Genomic DNA, 14,823 nt, shown 5'->3' with positions numbered 1-14,823 from the left:
CGTCGAAAGCTGTCCGCTAGCGGACAGCTTCGTCGTCTGGCGCACGGGCCCCTATCAGTCGTCCGGGTCGACCCAGCCGTCCTGTGGGCGGAGGGTGGTGAGGATCGTCTCGACGTCGTCGGCTTCGGGGGCCACGGAGCCGCTGGTGTCGGCGTAGAGGATGAAGTTGTAGACGTCGTTCTCGTCGGGGAACTCCACGCTGGCCACGTTCACCTGTGCCGACTCGGGATAGCAGTCGGCGGCGCTGGGGACGACGTCGACGGTGGCGATGTGGCCCTCCAGGCCGTTGGCCTCGAAGGGGCTCACCTCCGCGGCCGACAGTTGGGGGGCGCCGTCGTCGTGCTCGTAGGCGGCCTCGGCCCACTCCGTCGCCATCGCCTCGGCACCGCTCGCCGTGTCGACCATCTCCCCCATGCCGGAGCTTCCGACCTTGCCCGAACCGGGCCCCGTCTCCTCACACCCGTCCTCGCGCGACGGGAAGTAGGACACGCCGGACATCGTGACGCGCGGACTGTAGCCGAAGGGGGCGTCGGGGTCCTCCTCCTCGAATCCGTGCAGCATGCCCGGGCTCTCGATGATCCAATCGGAGGGGACGTCGTACTCCAACGGGCGACGCTGCGCCGCGACCCCCTGCCACCCCTCGATCGTGGCGGAGACCCGCGCGTTCTCGTCCGACTCGGGCTCGTCCTCCTCGTCGTCGTCCGCGTCCTCGGGCCCCTCCTCCGAGGCGCTCTCCTCCGACTCGACCGGGGGAATGGGGATGTCGTCAGCGGTGGTGCCCTCGTCCGACGACTGAAGGCGCAGAACCAGAACGATGACCACGATGACGGTGAGCACCAGGGTCAGTCCGCCCAGAACGGCGACAGTGATACCGATCGCGCGGTTCCCGCGTTGTGGCCCGCCCACCGGGTACTGCGGCGGAGGTTCGTTCGGATAGTCGCCAAGCATGCCCATAACGGGTCACGTTAGCCCATGTCCGTGCAGGCCATGCCCCCGCACCAGCGGTTCCTACTGACCGATAGCGGCCGTTTCACCTGCGTCGTCGTCCATTCCGGGAGCGCGGGTCACTACCCTCGCGCTAGGAGGACCAGCATGTGCGGCGCAGTCAACCAGTCCCCCCGATCCGTCACCGGTCGGGCCCTCAGCGTGCTCGGCACGTTCGACGTCGGCCACGTCGCCCTCACCCTCAGCGAGATCTCCAGACGCTCGGGGCTGCCCCTGGCCACCACCCACCGCCTCGTGGCCGAGCTGGTGACGTGGGGAGCGCTCGTCCGCACGGATGGGGTCTACCAGATCGGTCACCGCATCTGGAGTCTCGGACTCCTCGCTCCCGTCCATCGTGGACTCAACGAGGTCGCCCGGCCCTACATGCAGGATGTTCTGCAGGTCACGAAGAACGTCGTCAACCTCTTCACCCTGGACGGTGGCTCGGCCCTTCTCCTGGAGCGTCTGGGCGGGACGGACGTCGGTCAGGCGGTGTTGCGGGTCGGCGAGCGGATGAGCGCGCACGCCTGCGCGGGCGGCAAGGTCCTGCTGGCCTACGCCGAAGACGAGGAGATCGTCTCCCGGGCCCTGGACCAGCCACGTCGATACACGCCGCAGACGGAGGTGGAACCCGCGCGGCTACGCCGTGAACTGGCCACAGTGCGCCGACGCGGCTACGCGACCACCTCCGGCGAGGCCGCGGTGGGGACATCGGGGGTGGCGATCCCCGTCACGGGGGCGGACCGGCGTGTGGTCGCCGCCTTGGGGGTGGTCGTCATGGGTCACGCGGTGAACCCCGGGGCCATCGTCCCTGTCCTGCAGGTCGCGGCCCGGGGAATCACCAGGCAGTTGCGGCATTCGGTGGACGTCCCCCGGGATCTCCCGGGCGGGGGGATCAGTCCGACGGTGGGCTGACGACGAATCGATCCCCGCTGCTCGCCACGGAGACGGGACCGTCGAACGTCTCCTCGGCGCTCCTCCGCCAGTACTCCGGCGGGGCGATCCCCGCGAGGTGCGACAGTACGAGCCGACGCGCTCCCGCGCGCCGTGCGATCCGCCCCGCTCCCTGTGGCGTTGTGTGCGATCGCTCCTGGTGCCGCAGGAACGCCGAGTCGAACCCTCGGTCCCGGTAATAGTCGAGAGCGACCGCCTCATGGATCAGGACGTCGGTTCCCCCGGCGAGCTCGACGAGGGCCTCGCACTCCGCCGTGTCTCCGGACAGCGTCACGGACGCGTCCGCCGTGTCGAACCGGAAGGCGAACGCGGGGAACACCGGTGGATGCTCGACCAGCACCGCGGTTACGGTCACGTGCTCGTCGGTGTAGACGGGGATGGGCCCCGAAGTGTCGGTCGGCGTGATCTCGTGGACTCGCACCAGGCTGTCCAGTGGGGGACGCCCCTCGTCTTCGGTACGGACGGCGATGTCATAGGAGAAGGCGTCCAGCACCGATCGCACCATCGCCTTGGTGCCACCGCGGGGCCGGCCCTCGCGCGGGTCCGGGGCGGGTCCGTGGACGGTGAAGGGCGTGGTGAACCCGTCGACGGGTCGCCCCCAGTTCCACAGCAGGAACGCCGGCAGTTCCGCGACGTGATCGGAGTGCAGGTGGGTGACGAAGCCCGCGCGGAAGTCCCGGCCCGTCAGTCCGGCGGTGCGCGCCGCCCGGGTACACCCGATGCCGAAGTCGACCAGGTAGCTCTGACCGTTCACGACGACCGCGGTGGCGATCCCCGCCTCGGGGGTGCGAATGGCGGGGCCCGCCGCGACCCCCAACGTCACGACCTCCATACAGGTATCCACTCCCTCTGTTCCATGACTCACCCGTGCTCCGCGCACGGAGTGTGCGCGCCCCGAACAGGGTCGAAGGTGTGGAGCCGCCGCATCGAAAGTCTTCCATTCAATGGAAGACTTTCGATCTTCGTAGGGTGACGCGGTTCACGATGTCCGGCGAAGGCCGTGCTCAGCCGATGCCGAGCGACCTGGCCTCGACCCAAGGTCTGTGAGGTGCACATGTTCCGGCGACTCCGCGGGGGCGGGCGAGACGTTCGTGTCACGTGCTCCGGTCCGCCTTCGCGCGCCACAACCCGCCGAGAGGGGGCGCGATGAGGTCCGTGCGGCGAGACACGCCCCCCGCGACGGCCGGCCACCCGCGTGGCGAAGGGTGGGGCCGGCGAGTGTTCTCCGTGGCCATGGTGGGCTCCCTCGCGCTCACCGGTTGTGGGGTAGGGCAAGGAAGCGCGATCGAGATCGGTGAGGAGGATTCGATCCGGATCGGGGTCGTCCCCACCGCCTCCTTCGCTCCCCTCTATATCGCGATGGAGGAGGGCTACTTCGAGGAACGCGGTATCGACGTCGAGTTGGACATCATGCAGAACGCCGCGGCGGTGGCTCCGTCCGTCCTCAACGGTCAGCTCCAGATCGGGACGGCCGCGACGTCCCCCTTCTTCGCGGCGGTGGAGAAGGGCATCCCGGTGCGGGCGCTGGCCAGCTCGTCCCTGAACTCCGTGGAGGAGGACGATGAGACGGCTCTGGTCATCCCCACCGGCAGTGACGTGGAGCGCCCGGCGGACCTTGAGGGGCGGACCGTGGCGGTCAACGCGCTGGCCGCGCTGCCCCACGTCGCGGCCGGGCAGGTCATCCGGGACGACGGCGGTGACCCCGATGCCGTGACCTTCGTGTCCATGGCGTTCCCGGACATGGTGAGCGCCCTGTCGAGTGGACGGGTGGACGCGGCCGCGATGACCGAGCCCTTCCTTTCCCAGGGTGAGGGCACCGAGCACGAGCGTCTCACCGGCCTCTACTCACAAGCGTTCTCGCCGGAGACCACCACCACCCTGTACTTCACCGCGCAGCCCTTCATCGACGTGAATCCCGAGCTCGTGGACGACTTCACCCTAGCGATCCACCAGGCGGGCGAACACGCGCGCGAGGATCCGGAGCTGGTGGCGGAGGTCCTCGTCACACACGGCGGAATGGATCCACAGGACGCGGCGGGGATGCGACTGCCGTCCTACGGCAGCGAGCTCAGCACCGACAGTCTGAGGTCGGTCGCGGACGTGATGGCCGCGAACGGGTTCCTTGAGCAGCAGATCGATATCGCGACGGTGATCCACGATGACTGAGACACCAACCGCGTCCCGTTCTCGCCGCGTTCCGGGACGCGCGGAACACAGCGCCGTCACCCGGTGGACTCTCGGAGTGAGCGCCGTCGTCGCGGTGATCGCGCTGTGGGAGTCGCTCACTCGGGTCGGCGTGGTGGATCCCAACGTCATTCCCAGCGCCGGGGCGGTGCTTGGTGCGTGGGGCGAGGCCGTCTCCGGGGCCAACTACTGGACGGACCTGTGGGCGACCCTGTCCGGCGCCCTGGCCGGCCTCGCGATCGCGGTCGCGATCGGATCCGTCGCCTCGTTCCTCATCGGGCTGATCAGGTCGGTCGAGGAGTCGACCTTCTTCGTGATCGAGTTCCTGAAGCCGATCCCACCCATCGCCCTGATCCCGCTCGGTCTCCTGCTGTGGGGACCCGCTCCGACCATGAAGATCTCACTCGTCGCGTTCGGGGCCCTCTGGCCGTTTCTGACCCAGATGCTCTACGGCCTGCGGCAGACGAACGGTGTCGCCCTGGAGATGGCACGCTCCTACCGACTCGGGTGGTATCTGACCCTGAAGTGCGTTCACCTGCCCAGCCTGACTCCCTTCGCCCTGACGGGTGCGCGGATCTCCGCCTCGCTCGCGGTCATCGTCGCCGTTGTCGTCGAACTGGTGGGTGGGGCGGCCGGCCTCGGGCAGACCATCACCGTCGCCCAGGCGAACGGACTCTTGCCGGTCATGTACGCCTACATCCTGACGGCCGGCGTCCTGGGAATGGCGATCAACCTGATCTTCCGCGCCGCCGAGCGTTCCCTGCTCTTCTGGCACCCGTCCCAGCGAAGTGAGGCGACATGACGACCCGCCGTCGATCACGTCCGCGGACTCTCCTCCTGCGATCGTGGCTCCCCGTCGGAGTCGTCACCGTGTGGTGGGTGGCCTCCAGCGGGAGCACGCCCGTCTACCTCCCACCACTCCAGGTCATCACCGAATCCCTGGTCAACGAGTGGATCATCGACCGGTTCGTCTCCGACCTCCTTCCCAGCGTCGGCAAGTTCCTGGCCGGGTTCGCCATCGCGTCCATCCTGGGCGTCGGTGGCGGGATCGTCCTCGGGATGAACCGCACGGCCAGGGCACTCCTCGCTCCGCTCGTGCTGTTCCTGCGTTCGGTGCCCGGTCCGGTACTCGTTCCGTTCGGGATCCTGTTCATCGGTATCGGGGCGCCGATGAACATCTTCATCATCGTGCTGGGAGCCGTGTGGCCGACGCTGCTGAGCACCACCGACGGCGTGCGCGGCCTGGACTCCCAACTCGAGGACGTCACTAGGTCCTACCGGTTGACGTTCTTCCAGCAACTCGTGTTCGTCGTACTCCCCAGCGCCAGCCCGCAGATCTTCGCGGGGCTCAGAACCAGCCTGCAACTGTCCATCATCCTCATCGTGGTCGCGGAGATGGTGGGCTCGACCAACGGGATCGGCTACTACATCCTGCTGTCCCAACAGACGTTCGAGGTGGCCGACACCTGGGCCGGAACCCTGCTGCTCGGAGCGTTGGGCTACCTCGCCTCGCTGCTTTTCCTTCGGGTGGAACGGCGGGCGCTCGCCTGGCAGCACGGAATGCACGCCGCGACCGGGAAGGAATGACATGTCCGAGTCAACCACCGCCAACGCGCTGCTGCGCGTCTCGCGGCTACGCAAGGAGTACGGCGCCGGACGCGATGCCCACCTGGTTCTCTCCGACGTCTCCTTCGAGGTCACGGCGGGCGAGTTCGTGTGCGTCGTCGGACCGTCGGGTTCGGGGAAGACGACTCTGCTTCGATGCCTCGCCGGACTGCTGGGGAGGTCCGCCGGCGACGTCGAGTTCGAGGGCGAGGCCGTGGTGGCGCCACCGGAACGGATGGCGGTCGTGTTCCAGGACTACAGCCGGTCGCTGCTGCCCTGGATGACCGTCGGCCGCAACGTGGACCTTCCCATGCGCAACAAGTACGCGAAGGCGGAACGCTCGCAACGCCGGGAACGCGCGCTGGCGTCCGTCGGTCTGGAGGGCAAGTCGTCGCTCTATCCGTGGCAGATGTCCGGTGGCATGCAACAGCGTGCCGCCATCGCCCGGGGACTCGCCTACCAGCCCGATGTTCTCCTGATGGACGAGCCGTTCGCCGCCGTCGACGCCCAGACCCGCATCGAGCTCGAGGACCTCGTCCTGCGGATTCGCGACCAGTACAGCACGACGATCGTCTTCGTCACCCACGACATCGACGAGGCCGTCTACCTCGCCGACCGGGTCATCGTGCTCTCCGGGGCACCAACGACGGTCCGGGAGAACCTGGCGGTGGACCTGCCCCAGCCACGAGACCAAGTGACGACCAAGAGCCTGCCCCGCTACGCCGAGCTGCGGTCACACGTGTTCACACTGATCCAGTCCGCGAAGTCCGATACCGCGACCGCCCCGTGACGCCGGCCCGCCCGATCCCGGTGGCAGGCGGTCGTGAACGTCGACGCGCCGTCGTGGGGCGTCACCGGCGATATCGCCGATCTCTTCGTCGGTGAGATCGAAGAGGTCGCGCAGGGTGTCCGCGCCGGTACGTGTGGGGCGTACGGCGCGGGAGGCCGGTGAACGGGTGAGTACGTCGGCGTCGAGCAGGTAGTCGCACATCCACGCACCGGCCGCTCCCGCCAGGTGGGGGCGGCGTTCGGTCCAGTCCAGGCACGCGCGCGCCAGGGGGCGACGCGTCCGCGCGCTTGGGGGAGGCATACCGATGCCGTCGACGAACCAGTCCAGGCCGGCGTTCGTCAACGCGAAGCCCGTGCCCTGGTCCAGCAGCCCCGTGCGGTTCAGTGCGTCGGTGAGGGTGACACCCAGCCGTCCGGCCAGATGGTCATAACAGGTTCGTCCCCTCCGCAGGGCCTCGTTCGCCCGCACCCGCCGCAACCCACCGACCGGCTCGGGTGCCGGGCCGGCCACGCACCCCAACCGCTCCAGCAACTCCGCGGTCTCGTGGCCTGCCAAACGGACGTATCGGTGCCGTCCCTGGCGTTCCTCGACCAGGAGACCACCCGCGATCAGCCGGGTCACGTGTTCACTCATCGTGGACGGGGCGACCCCCGCGTACCGGGCCAACTCCCCGGACGTCCAGGCCCGCCCGTCCAACAGCGCTGTACACACCGACGCCCGCGTACGGTCGGCGACGAGTGAGGCGAGGTCCGCGAGTACTACGCTCTCCGCGCTCATGACCTCCAGTGTGCCGCCGGGACGGTTCGCCCACCACCGAACCGAACCGGACCTAGGGTTCCGGCATGGCGATCACCACCCATGCCCAGGTCCGCGACGCCCTCACCTGTCCATCCGAGTTCGAGGTGCCACGGGATCACGACGGCTCCCACGCCCCGCACGTGCACTGGCTTCGCACACACGTGGTCCGATTCTGCGACGGCCAACAACACTCACGTCGGCGCGCGGCCGTCACCACGATGCTCACGAACCCGTCCACGACCCGATTGCGGGAGCGTGCGGCCACGTACGCCGAGGCGGCTCTCACCCAAGACATCGGTTGGGCCGACGGGATCCGCCACGTCGCCCGGACGGTCCCGGTCCGAGTGCTCGCCGAGGAGCTGGGATTCACAGGAGACGTCACCGAGGACGTGCGGGCGGTGGCCCGCGTCTACCATCCACACACGGTGCCCGACACGGCGGCGGACGCCGCGGTCGCCCGGCTCGTACGCGCTGGAGGAGGTGGCGCCGACGAGGACACGGCCGCGCGGATCGGGTTGATGATCCAGGCCTGCGACGCGACCGCGGCCCTCATCGAGAATGTGGCCGACCGGTGGGAGGCGTGGCGCGCGACGGACGCACCGGAAGCGTTCCTCACCGAAGTCCTGCGCCACGACCCCCCGGTTCGACTCACCCGCAGGCGCGTTACCGCCAAGAGCGGCCGCACCGAGGATCCCGGACTCCCAGACGTCGTGGAGCTCGACCTCGGCAGCGCCAATCGGGACCCAGACGTGTTCAACCATCCCGAGTTTTTCTGGCCCGAACGTCCCGACGCCGACCGGCATCTCAGCTTCGGCGCGGGCCCGCACCAGTGCCCGGGCGAGGCACAGGCACGGGCCCTCACGGTCGGCGCACTGCAGGGAATCGCCAACCGCAAGCCCCGGTGAGCGGCACCGAGGAGAGGGACAACCATCTCCTAGTTAGCTAGGGGACGTTCGTGGGGGTGAGCCGACCTGTGCTTCTGCGCCCGAGGCTCGCCACTCACCAGGTTGCGGCAATGGGGCGCAGCTCGTCTACGAGCGAGCCAGCTTGCCGCCCAACGCACGCAGAACTTTTAGAACCTGACACCCACCACCCGCAGACAGACAGGCGGAGGACTGGAAACGAAGGTGCGGGCTGTGCGCGGCGGCCAGCTGGCACTGGTTCGCTTCGCGAGGACAAGCTCCATTGCCGCAGCCGGGGAGATGGCACGTCCAGGGAAACGACCCTCGGCCATGCGAACCACTCGACTGGATCACCTTGAGAAAAACCCCAACAACCACCCTAAAGAACGAGGAATCCGACGGCGCTCGCTGCGATGACGACCAGCCACGCGGGCAGGCGCCATACGGCGAGGGCGAGGAAGGCGACGGCCGCCAGGGCCATGGCGGCGGGTGAGGTGACCCCGGAGAGGAACACCGGATCGTACAGGGCCGCGGCGAGAAGGCCGACCACGACCGCGCTGGCGCCCGCGACGGCTCCCTGGGCTCTGGGGATGGCGCGCAGTCGCTCCCAGAAGGGGAGCACACCGACCAGGAGCAGGGCCGAGGGCGTGAACACGGCGAGCAGGGCGACGGTCCCGCCGAGGGCTCCGGTCGGGGCCGTGGGCATGACCGCCCCGAGGTAGGCGGCGAAGGTGAACAGGGGGCCGGGGACGGCCTGGGCCGCGCCGTAGCCCGCGAGGAAGGTCTCCTGGTCGACGAGGCCCGCACCCACGAGGTCGGCCTGCAGCAGCGGGAGCACCACGTGCCCCCCGCCGAAGACGAGCGCGCCGGCCCGGTAGAAGACGTCCACCAGGGTCAGTGTCGGCGAGGAGACGAGCGCGGTCGCGGTCGGGAGGCCGAACAGGAGAACGGCGAAGACGGCGAGGCTGGCGACGGCGACCCGTCGTCCGGGGACACGCAGGGACGAGGTCTCCGCCGTGTCGTCCGAATCGTCGACGCGGGCGAGGAGGAACAGCCCGACCAGGCCACCCAGGACGATCGCCACCACCTGGCTGCCGGCCGTGGGCAGCAGGAGCACGACCACCATCGCGGCCACCGCGATGGTGGCGCGGCGCCTCCCTGTCGCGAGGCTGGTCGCCATCCCGAGCACCGCGTGTGCCACGACGGCGACGGCCGCCGCCTTCAGTCCGAGCAGCCAACCGGCGCCGACTCCCGCGCCCAGGGCTCCCACCCCGTAGGCGAAGCCGATCATCAGCACCGCGGAGGGCAGGGTGAACCCCACCCAGGCCGCGGCCATCCCGAGGTACCCGGCGCGGTGTAGTCCGATCGCCATTCCCACCTGGCTGGAGGCGGGTCCGGGGAGGAACTGACACAACGCGACCAGGTCGGCGTAGGTGCGGTCGGTGAGCCAGCCGCGCCGGACCACGAACGCGTCGTGAAAGTAGCCGAGGTGCGCGACCGGCCCGCCGAAGGAGGTGAGGCCCAACAGTAGGAACACACGGAACACCTCGAGAGCCGATCCTCGGCCGGCCCCGGGTTCGGGTCCTTTCCCGTCGCCGTCCATCACCCTCCTCAGGCATCGATCCGAGCTATTCGACCAATACACGACGGCGCCCCGGAGGACACGAATCGAACCGGCGGTGTCTCAGGGCTTGACTCTTCGGGCGAGCCGCCCGAGTGTTGCCCTGATCGTCTCGTTGTTCGCCGCTGTTCGCGTTGTCGGCCCCCACGCCAGGATCCTCCCGGCGATGCCTATCGCGAACCGACCCCTTCCGATGAAAGGCCCGCCTATGGATTTCGGCGCGTTGTCGCTCGTCCCCCCGCTCGTCGCGATCGTCCTCGCCGTCCTCACCCGGAACGTGGTTCCCGCGCTGTTCGCGGGGATCTGGCTCGGTGCGACGATGTTGAACGGCTGGAATCCCCTGCTCGGCCTGTGGGCGACCTTCAGGGACTTCGTCATCCCCAACGTGGGAGATCCCTGGAGTGCGACGGTCCTCATCTACTGTGGGCTTTTCGGGGTCCTGATCGCCTTCCTCCAACGCACCGGTGGCGCCCACGCGCTCGCGGCGGCGATCGCGAACAAGGTGCGGACCCCGGCCGGGGCGCAGGGCTCGACCTGGTTCTTCGGTTTGATCATCTTCTTCGAGGACTACTTCAACGCCCTCACCGTGGGGTCGGTGATGCGGTCGGTGTCCGACCGGATGCGGGTCGCCCGCGAGAAGCTCGCCTACATCGTGGACTCCACGTCGGCGCCGATCTGCCTGCTGGCCCCCGTGTCCACGTGGGTGGTGTTCGTCATGGGGCTGATCGGCACCCAGTCGGAGACCCTCGGCCTGGAGGGCTCCTCCTACGTCACCTACCTGACCACGATCCCGTTCAACTTCTACGCCATCTTCGCGCTCGCCATGGTGGTCGTGATCGCGTTCACGCGGATCGAGTACGGGCCGATGGCCGCCGCCGAGTACCGGGCCCGAACGACCGGCAAGGTGATGCGGGACGGCGCCCAGCCGCCCACCGGGCAGGAGATCACGAACATCGATCCGGTGGAGGGGCGCAAGCCCAGGATCCGCAACATGCTGGTCCCCCTCGGGGTGCTGCTCGGTCTGATCCCGGTGCTGTTCCTCTGGACCGGTGGCTTCCCGCAGAACGATCTCGTCACCGCGATCGGTGAGTCCGAGGGGGCGCTGTCGATCCTGATCGCCTCCTTCACCGCGGGCGTGGTCGCTCTCAGCATGGGACTCGTCCAGCGGCAGTACTCCTTCAAGGAGGCGATGGAGATGGTGATCAGCGGCGTGAAGGGGATGACGATGGTCTACGTCATCCTCGCGCTGGCGTGGTCCATCGGCTCCGTCACCGAGGAGATGGGCACCGCCGACTACGTGATCCAGCTCGCCGAGTCCGGGGTTCCGGTCACCATCGTGCCCGTGCTGATCTTCATCGCCGGCTGCGTGGTCGCCTTCACCACCGGAACCTCCTACGGCACCTTCGCGATCCTGATCCCGATAGCGATGCCGCTCGGTGTCGCCCTGGACATCCCCATGGCGATCATGATCGCGGCCGTGTTCAGTGGGGGGATCTTCGGTGACCACTGCTCCCCGATCTCCGACACCACGGTTCTCTCCTCCACCGGTGCGGCCTGTGACCACATCGACCACGTGAACACACAGATCCCCTACGCGGTGACGGCCGCCGTGGCCGCCGTGTGCGGGTTCCTCGTGGCGGGTGCGACCGGTTCCGCGGCGCTCGGCCTGGCCGCCGGAGCCGTCGTCCTCATCGTGCTCATGCTCGTCCTCTACCGGGTCTGGGGGCAGGCCGTCCCGGACCTGAGCACCGTGCTCGCGCGGGAGAAGCAGGACACCGAAGAGTCGCGGTAGCGCCTCCGGTCCCTGGCAACGGGTGGACCCTCGCGGGATGGCGGGGGCCCACCCGTTGTTCGAGGTCCGGGCCTTTCACCCACGCACCAGACCGGCGATGTCACGTCTCCCGCCTCCGCCTCGTCGTGAAGGCAAGGGAGGTACCAATCATGAACCAGCACATCACAGTGGTCGGTGGCGGACTCGGTGGTCTCGTCGCCGCGATCACCGCCGCCGAGGCCGGCGCCCGGGTCACCCTGTTGGAGGCCCACACGCACCTCGGGGGACGCGCCCGTTCCACGTCGGCCCCCTACGTCGCCAACGAGGGGCCACACGTCTTCTACAGCGACGGCCCGCACTGGAACTGGCTGGCCTCACGCGGCCTGGTCCCCGCCAACACGCTCAGTCTGACCGCCGCCCGGGGCGTGCGATTCCGCCACAGTGGACGGCTACACCGGCTTCCCCCGGCGGGCGTCCTGCGCGCCGCCGCGCGGCGCGCGCTCCGGGCCCCGAGTGACCACAGCTTCACCGAGTGGGGCACCCGAACCCTCGGCGCGAGGACGACGCGCCAGGTCGCCCAGATGATGGGCGTCGTCACCTTCGACGCCGACCCCGGGCGACTCGCCGCGGACTTCGTGTGGTCACGGTTCCAGCGCGTGACCCGGCCCGGCCCTCCGGCGGTGCGCTACGTCCGGGGCGGGTGGCAGACGATGGTGGACAACCTTGCCGCGCGCGTCCGCGCCCTCGGCGTGGAGGTGCACACGGGAACCCGGGCCCACGAGCTACCGGAGTCACCGGTGATCGTGGCCACCTCGCTCGCCGCCGCGCGAAAACTCCTGGGCGACGACTCGCTCGCCACCGAGGGCGGGCGCACCGTCATGCTGGACCTCGGTCTGCGCGGCCGTTCCGGTGACGCTTTCCTGTCCTTCGACCACGACGAGGCGGGGTTCCTCGAGCGCTACACCTGCGTCGACCCGACGCTCGCCCCCGCGGGGGAGTCACTGGTGCAGGCGCAACTGCCGCTGCGGGACGGGGAGTCCAAGACGCGGGGGCTGGAGCGGATGCGTCCGTTCTTGGACGCGGCGCTACCCAGTTGGGAGGACCGGGAGACCTGGCGCCGCGCGTCGGTCGCCGAGGGGCGCAGCGGTGCCCTGGACCTGCCCGGTGCGACCTGGCGCGACCGGCCGGCCGTCAACCGAGGGGACGGGGTCTACTTGGTCGGCGACCAGGTCGCGGCCCCGGGCCTGTTGAGTGAGGTGACCCTGGCGAGTGCCCGCCAAGCGGCCACGCTCGCCGTGAAAGGGCAGGTCACCCGTGAGACGATGGCGCCGTGACTGACGCCGGGGACCACACGGCCCGGTTCACCGAGAACCGGGAGCTCCTGTTCGGGGTCGCCTACCGGATCCTGGGGGACGCCACCGAGGCCGAGGACGTCGTGCAGGACGCCTGGTTGCGCTGGCGCGACGTCGACCTGCCCCGGGTCGACAATCCCACCGGGTTCCTCGTACGCACGACCACGAACCTGGCGATGGACCGGTTGCGCTCGGCGCGGGCACGGCGGGAGTCCTACGTGGGGCCGTGGCTGCCCGAGCCGATCCTGACCAGCCCGGACGTCGCCGAAACGGTGGAACAGGGCGACACGGTGTCGCTGGGCCTGCTGGTGGTGTTGGAGACCCTGTCGCCACTGGAGCGCGCGGTGTTCGTGCTACGGGAGGCGTTCTCCTACTCCTACGCGGAGATCGCGGAGATGCTGGGGCGAACCGAGGCCTCGACACGTCAACTCGGCCATCGCGCCCGCAGCCACGTGCAGGCCCGCCGTCCCCGGTTCGACACCGACCGGGAGCGGCACCGCGAGGTGACGGAACGCTTCCTCTCGGTCTGTATCGGCGGCGACTTGGAGGGCCTGATGGCGCTCCTCGCACCCGACGTCGTCCTGACCAGTGACAGCGACGGTAAGACCCGCGCGCCCCTGCGCGAGATGACGGGGGCCGACAAGGTCGGACGTTTCCTGGTCGCGATCGGGCACGAGCCGCCGTCCGACACGGGGTACCGGATCGTCGAGGCGAACGGGGCTCCCGCCCTGTTCGTCACCTCGGGTGGGCACCCCTTCGGGCTGTTCCAACTGGAGCTGACCGACGACCGGATCACCGCGATCCGGCTGATCGTCAACCCGGCGAAACTGACCGCCTTCGACTCCCCCACGTAGCGGGAGGGGCGTCACCGCGCCGCGTCGCGCACCTCCCGGATCAGGGAGCGGCTCCACGGTTCGCGGTTGGTGAGGTCCCGGGGGACGCACCGGAGGAACGCCGCGCGTCCCTCGGGGCTACGGCCGTGCTCCACGATGAGCACCGCCTCGATGAGCGCCCGGCGCCCGATGTCGTCGTGTCGCGGGACCGTGGCCTCGTGGTCACTCCAGCGCTCCCGGCGGAACGACTTGGTCGTCTTCGGCTGCCTGTTTCCGAGGTAGGACCAGACATGGTCCCGAAGTGACACGTTGCGCACGGCGTGGGCGGGGAGGTCGCGCGTCCACTCGGCGTGCTGCTGCCAACGCCAGGTGTTCGGACTGGTGTGGGTCCGCCACGTGATGCCGACGAAGCGGAGTTTGCGCCGGATGACGTCCCAGCCCGCGCGCTCGTCGTCGATCCAGGCGCGGAGCTCGCGGTAAAGGTTGGTGAAGGTGGAGCCGCGGTGCACCAGGTCGACCAGAACGATCGGGTGCTTACGACGCATCAGGTCCTGGGGAGCCAGTCCAGCCGCGGTGAGGTTGGCCCGCAGTTGCCGTGTCTCCGCCGGCCGCAGGTTCTCGCCCAGCAGCCCGTAGAGCGACAGCGGGAGGTGGTGGAGCCGGTCCTGCGCGGAGGTGCCGCTGAGCACCCCGCTCAACAGGTCGAAGACGCTGTCGGCGGACCGCCCGACGAAGTACAGGTCGCCGCCTCCGCTGAGCGCCAGGACACGAGCGGCGCAGTCGGTGATCTCGTCGACGAATCCCAGCTCGTACTCGTCGATTCCCTCAACGAGGGAGCCCAACTGGTCCCCCCGCACGAGGTCCCATCGGTGCGGCCGGTTCGGTTCGGGAACGCGTTCGGGCATGCGGGGCATTGAACCACGACTCGGCGGAGGGTACCAGTCCGACGCCGAAAGCCCGTCACAGCCCCGGTTTCAGGCCTCGACCGCGTGGCGTGGACGCTGGGGGCCTGTCCTAAGATCACGGAGG

Annotated in this window: 14 protein-coding genes; 9 read left to right on the top strand and 5 right to left on the bottom strand. The window is 69.3% G+C overall.

Features of this window, described 5'->3' with window-relative positions:
* Window positions 1-54: 54 nt before the first annotated feature.
* Window positions 55-954 carry a hypothetical protein gene (locus tag J4H86_RS20755; RefSeq protein ID WP_236539593.1) on the bottom strand — a complete coding sequence of 300 codons (900 nt, stop codon included), beginning with the start codon at window positions 952-954 and terminating at the stop codon, window positions 55-57.
* Between the two features lie 138 nt (window positions 955-1,092).
* Between J4H86_RS20755 and J4H86_RS20750 the strand changes: the two genes are divergently transcribed.
* Complete coding sequence (locus tag J4H86_RS20750; RefSeq protein WP_236539592.1) at window positions 1,093-1,899, top strand: IclR family transcriptional regulator; 807 nt, start codon at window positions 1,093-1,095, stop codon at window positions 1,897-1,899.
* On the opposite strand, the gene J4H86_RS20745 is transcribed toward J4H86_RS20750, so the two are convergent.
* On the bottom strand, window positions 1,880-2,770 hold the full coding sequence (locus tag J4H86_RS20745) for an MBL fold metallo-hydrolase (protein ID WP_236539591.1): 891 nt from the start codon (window positions 2,768-2,770) through the stop codon (window positions 1,880-1,882). The genes J4H86_RS20750 and J4H86_RS20745 overlap by 20 nt on opposite strands.
* A gap of 386 nt (window positions 2,771-3,156) precedes the next feature.
* Here J4H86_RS20745 and J4H86_RS20740 point away from each other — a divergent pair, with 386 nt between their 5' ends.
* From J4H86_RS20740 to J4H86_RS20725, 4 genes are all read left to right on the top strand, one after another.
* Entirely contained in the window at window positions 3,157-4,104 is a 948-nt protein-coding gene (locus J4H86_RS20740) for an ABC transporter substrate-binding protein (RefSeq protein WP_236539590.1), read from the top strand.
* Window positions 4,097-4,924, top strand: coding sequence for an ABC transporter permease (locus J4H86_RS20735; protein ID WP_236539589.1), 828 nt, complete (start codon window positions 4,097-4,099; stop codon window positions 4,922-4,924). Before J4H86_RS20740 ends, J4H86_RS20735 begins: the two co-directional genes overlap by 8 nt.
* A 77-nt stretch (window positions 4,925-5,001) precedes the next feature.
* A complete protein-coding gene (locus tag J4H86_RS20730) occupies window positions 5,002-5,709 on the top strand; it encodes an ABC transporter permease (protein ID WP_236539587.1) in 708 nt (235 codons plus the stop codon).
* A gap of 1 nt (window position 5,710) precedes the next feature.
* Window positions 5,711-6,517: an ABC transporter ATP-binding protein gene (locus J4H86_RS20725; protein WP_236539586.1), complete on the top strand. Its 807-nt coding sequence runs from the start codon at window positions 5,711-5,713 to the stop codon at window positions 6,515-6,517.
* On the opposite strand, the gene J4H86_RS20720 is transcribed toward J4H86_RS20725, so the two are convergent.
* A complete protein-coding gene (locus tag J4H86_RS20720) occupies window positions 6,461-7,294 on the bottom strand; it encodes an ArsR/SmtB family transcription factor (protein ID WP_236539584.1) in 834 nt (277 codons plus the stop codon). The genes J4H86_RS20725 and J4H86_RS20720 overlap by 57 nt on opposite strands.
* A 65-nt stretch (window positions 7,295-7,359) precedes the next feature.
* On the opposite strand from J4H86_RS20720, the gene J4H86_RS20715 reads away from it, so the two are divergent.
* Entirely contained in the window at window positions 7,360-8,220 is an 861-nt protein-coding gene (locus tag J4H86_RS20715) for a cytochrome P450 (RefSeq protein WP_236539582.1), read from the top strand.
* 376 nt (window positions 8,221-8,596) lie between these two features.
* On the opposite strand, the gene chrA is transcribed toward J4H86_RS20715, so the two are convergent.
* A complete protein-coding gene (gene chrA / locus J4H86_RS20710; RefSeq protein ID WP_236539580.1) occupies window positions 8,597-9,820 on the bottom strand; it encodes a chromate efflux transporter in 1,224 nt (407 codons plus the stop codon).
* Between the two features lie 241 nt (window positions 9,821-10,061).
* Here chrA and J4H86_RS20705 point away from each other — a divergent pair, with 241 nt between their 5' ends.
* The 3 genes from J4H86_RS20705 to sigJ all read left to right on the top strand — a co-directional run bounded on the left by J4H86_RS20705 (window position 10,062) and on the right by sigJ (window position 13,815).
* On the top strand, window positions 10,062-11,630 hold the full coding sequence (locus J4H86_RS20705) for a Na+/H+ antiporter NhaC family protein (protein WP_236539578.1): 1,569 nt from the start codon (window positions 10,062-10,064) through the stop codon (window positions 11,628-11,630).
* A gap of 149 nt (window positions 11,631-11,779) precedes the next feature.
* Window positions 11,780-12,943 carry an NAD(P)-binding protein gene (locus J4H86_RS20700; protein WP_236539576.1) on the top strand — a complete coding sequence of 388 codons (1,164 nt, stop codon included), beginning with the start codon at window positions 11,780-11,782 and terminating at the stop codon, window positions 12,941-12,943.
* Complete coding sequence (gene sigJ / locus J4H86_RS20695) at window positions 12,940-13,815, top strand: RNA polymerase sigma factor SigJ (protein WP_236539575.1); 876 nt, start codon at window positions 12,940-12,942, stop codon at window positions 13,813-13,815. The genes J4H86_RS20700 and sigJ overlap by 4 nt, the downstream gene beginning before the upstream one ends.
* 11 nt (window positions 13,816-13,826) lie before the next feature.
* Here the strand turns inward: sigJ and J4H86_RS20690 are convergent, their stop codons facing one another.
* Entirely contained in the window at window positions 13,827-14,699 is an 873-nt protein-coding gene (locus J4H86_RS20690) for a hypothetical protein (RefSeq protein WP_236539574.1), read from the bottom strand.
* Window positions 14,700-14,823: the final 124 nt, after the last annotated feature.

It is taken from the genome of Spiractinospora alimapuensis, from assembly GCF_018437505.1.
Lineage (GTDB): Bacteria > Actinomycetota > Actinomycetes > Streptosporangiales > Streptosporangiaceae > Spiractinospora > Spiractinospora alimapuensis.
This window is presented reverse-complemented; position numbering and strand designations above follow the sequence as displayed.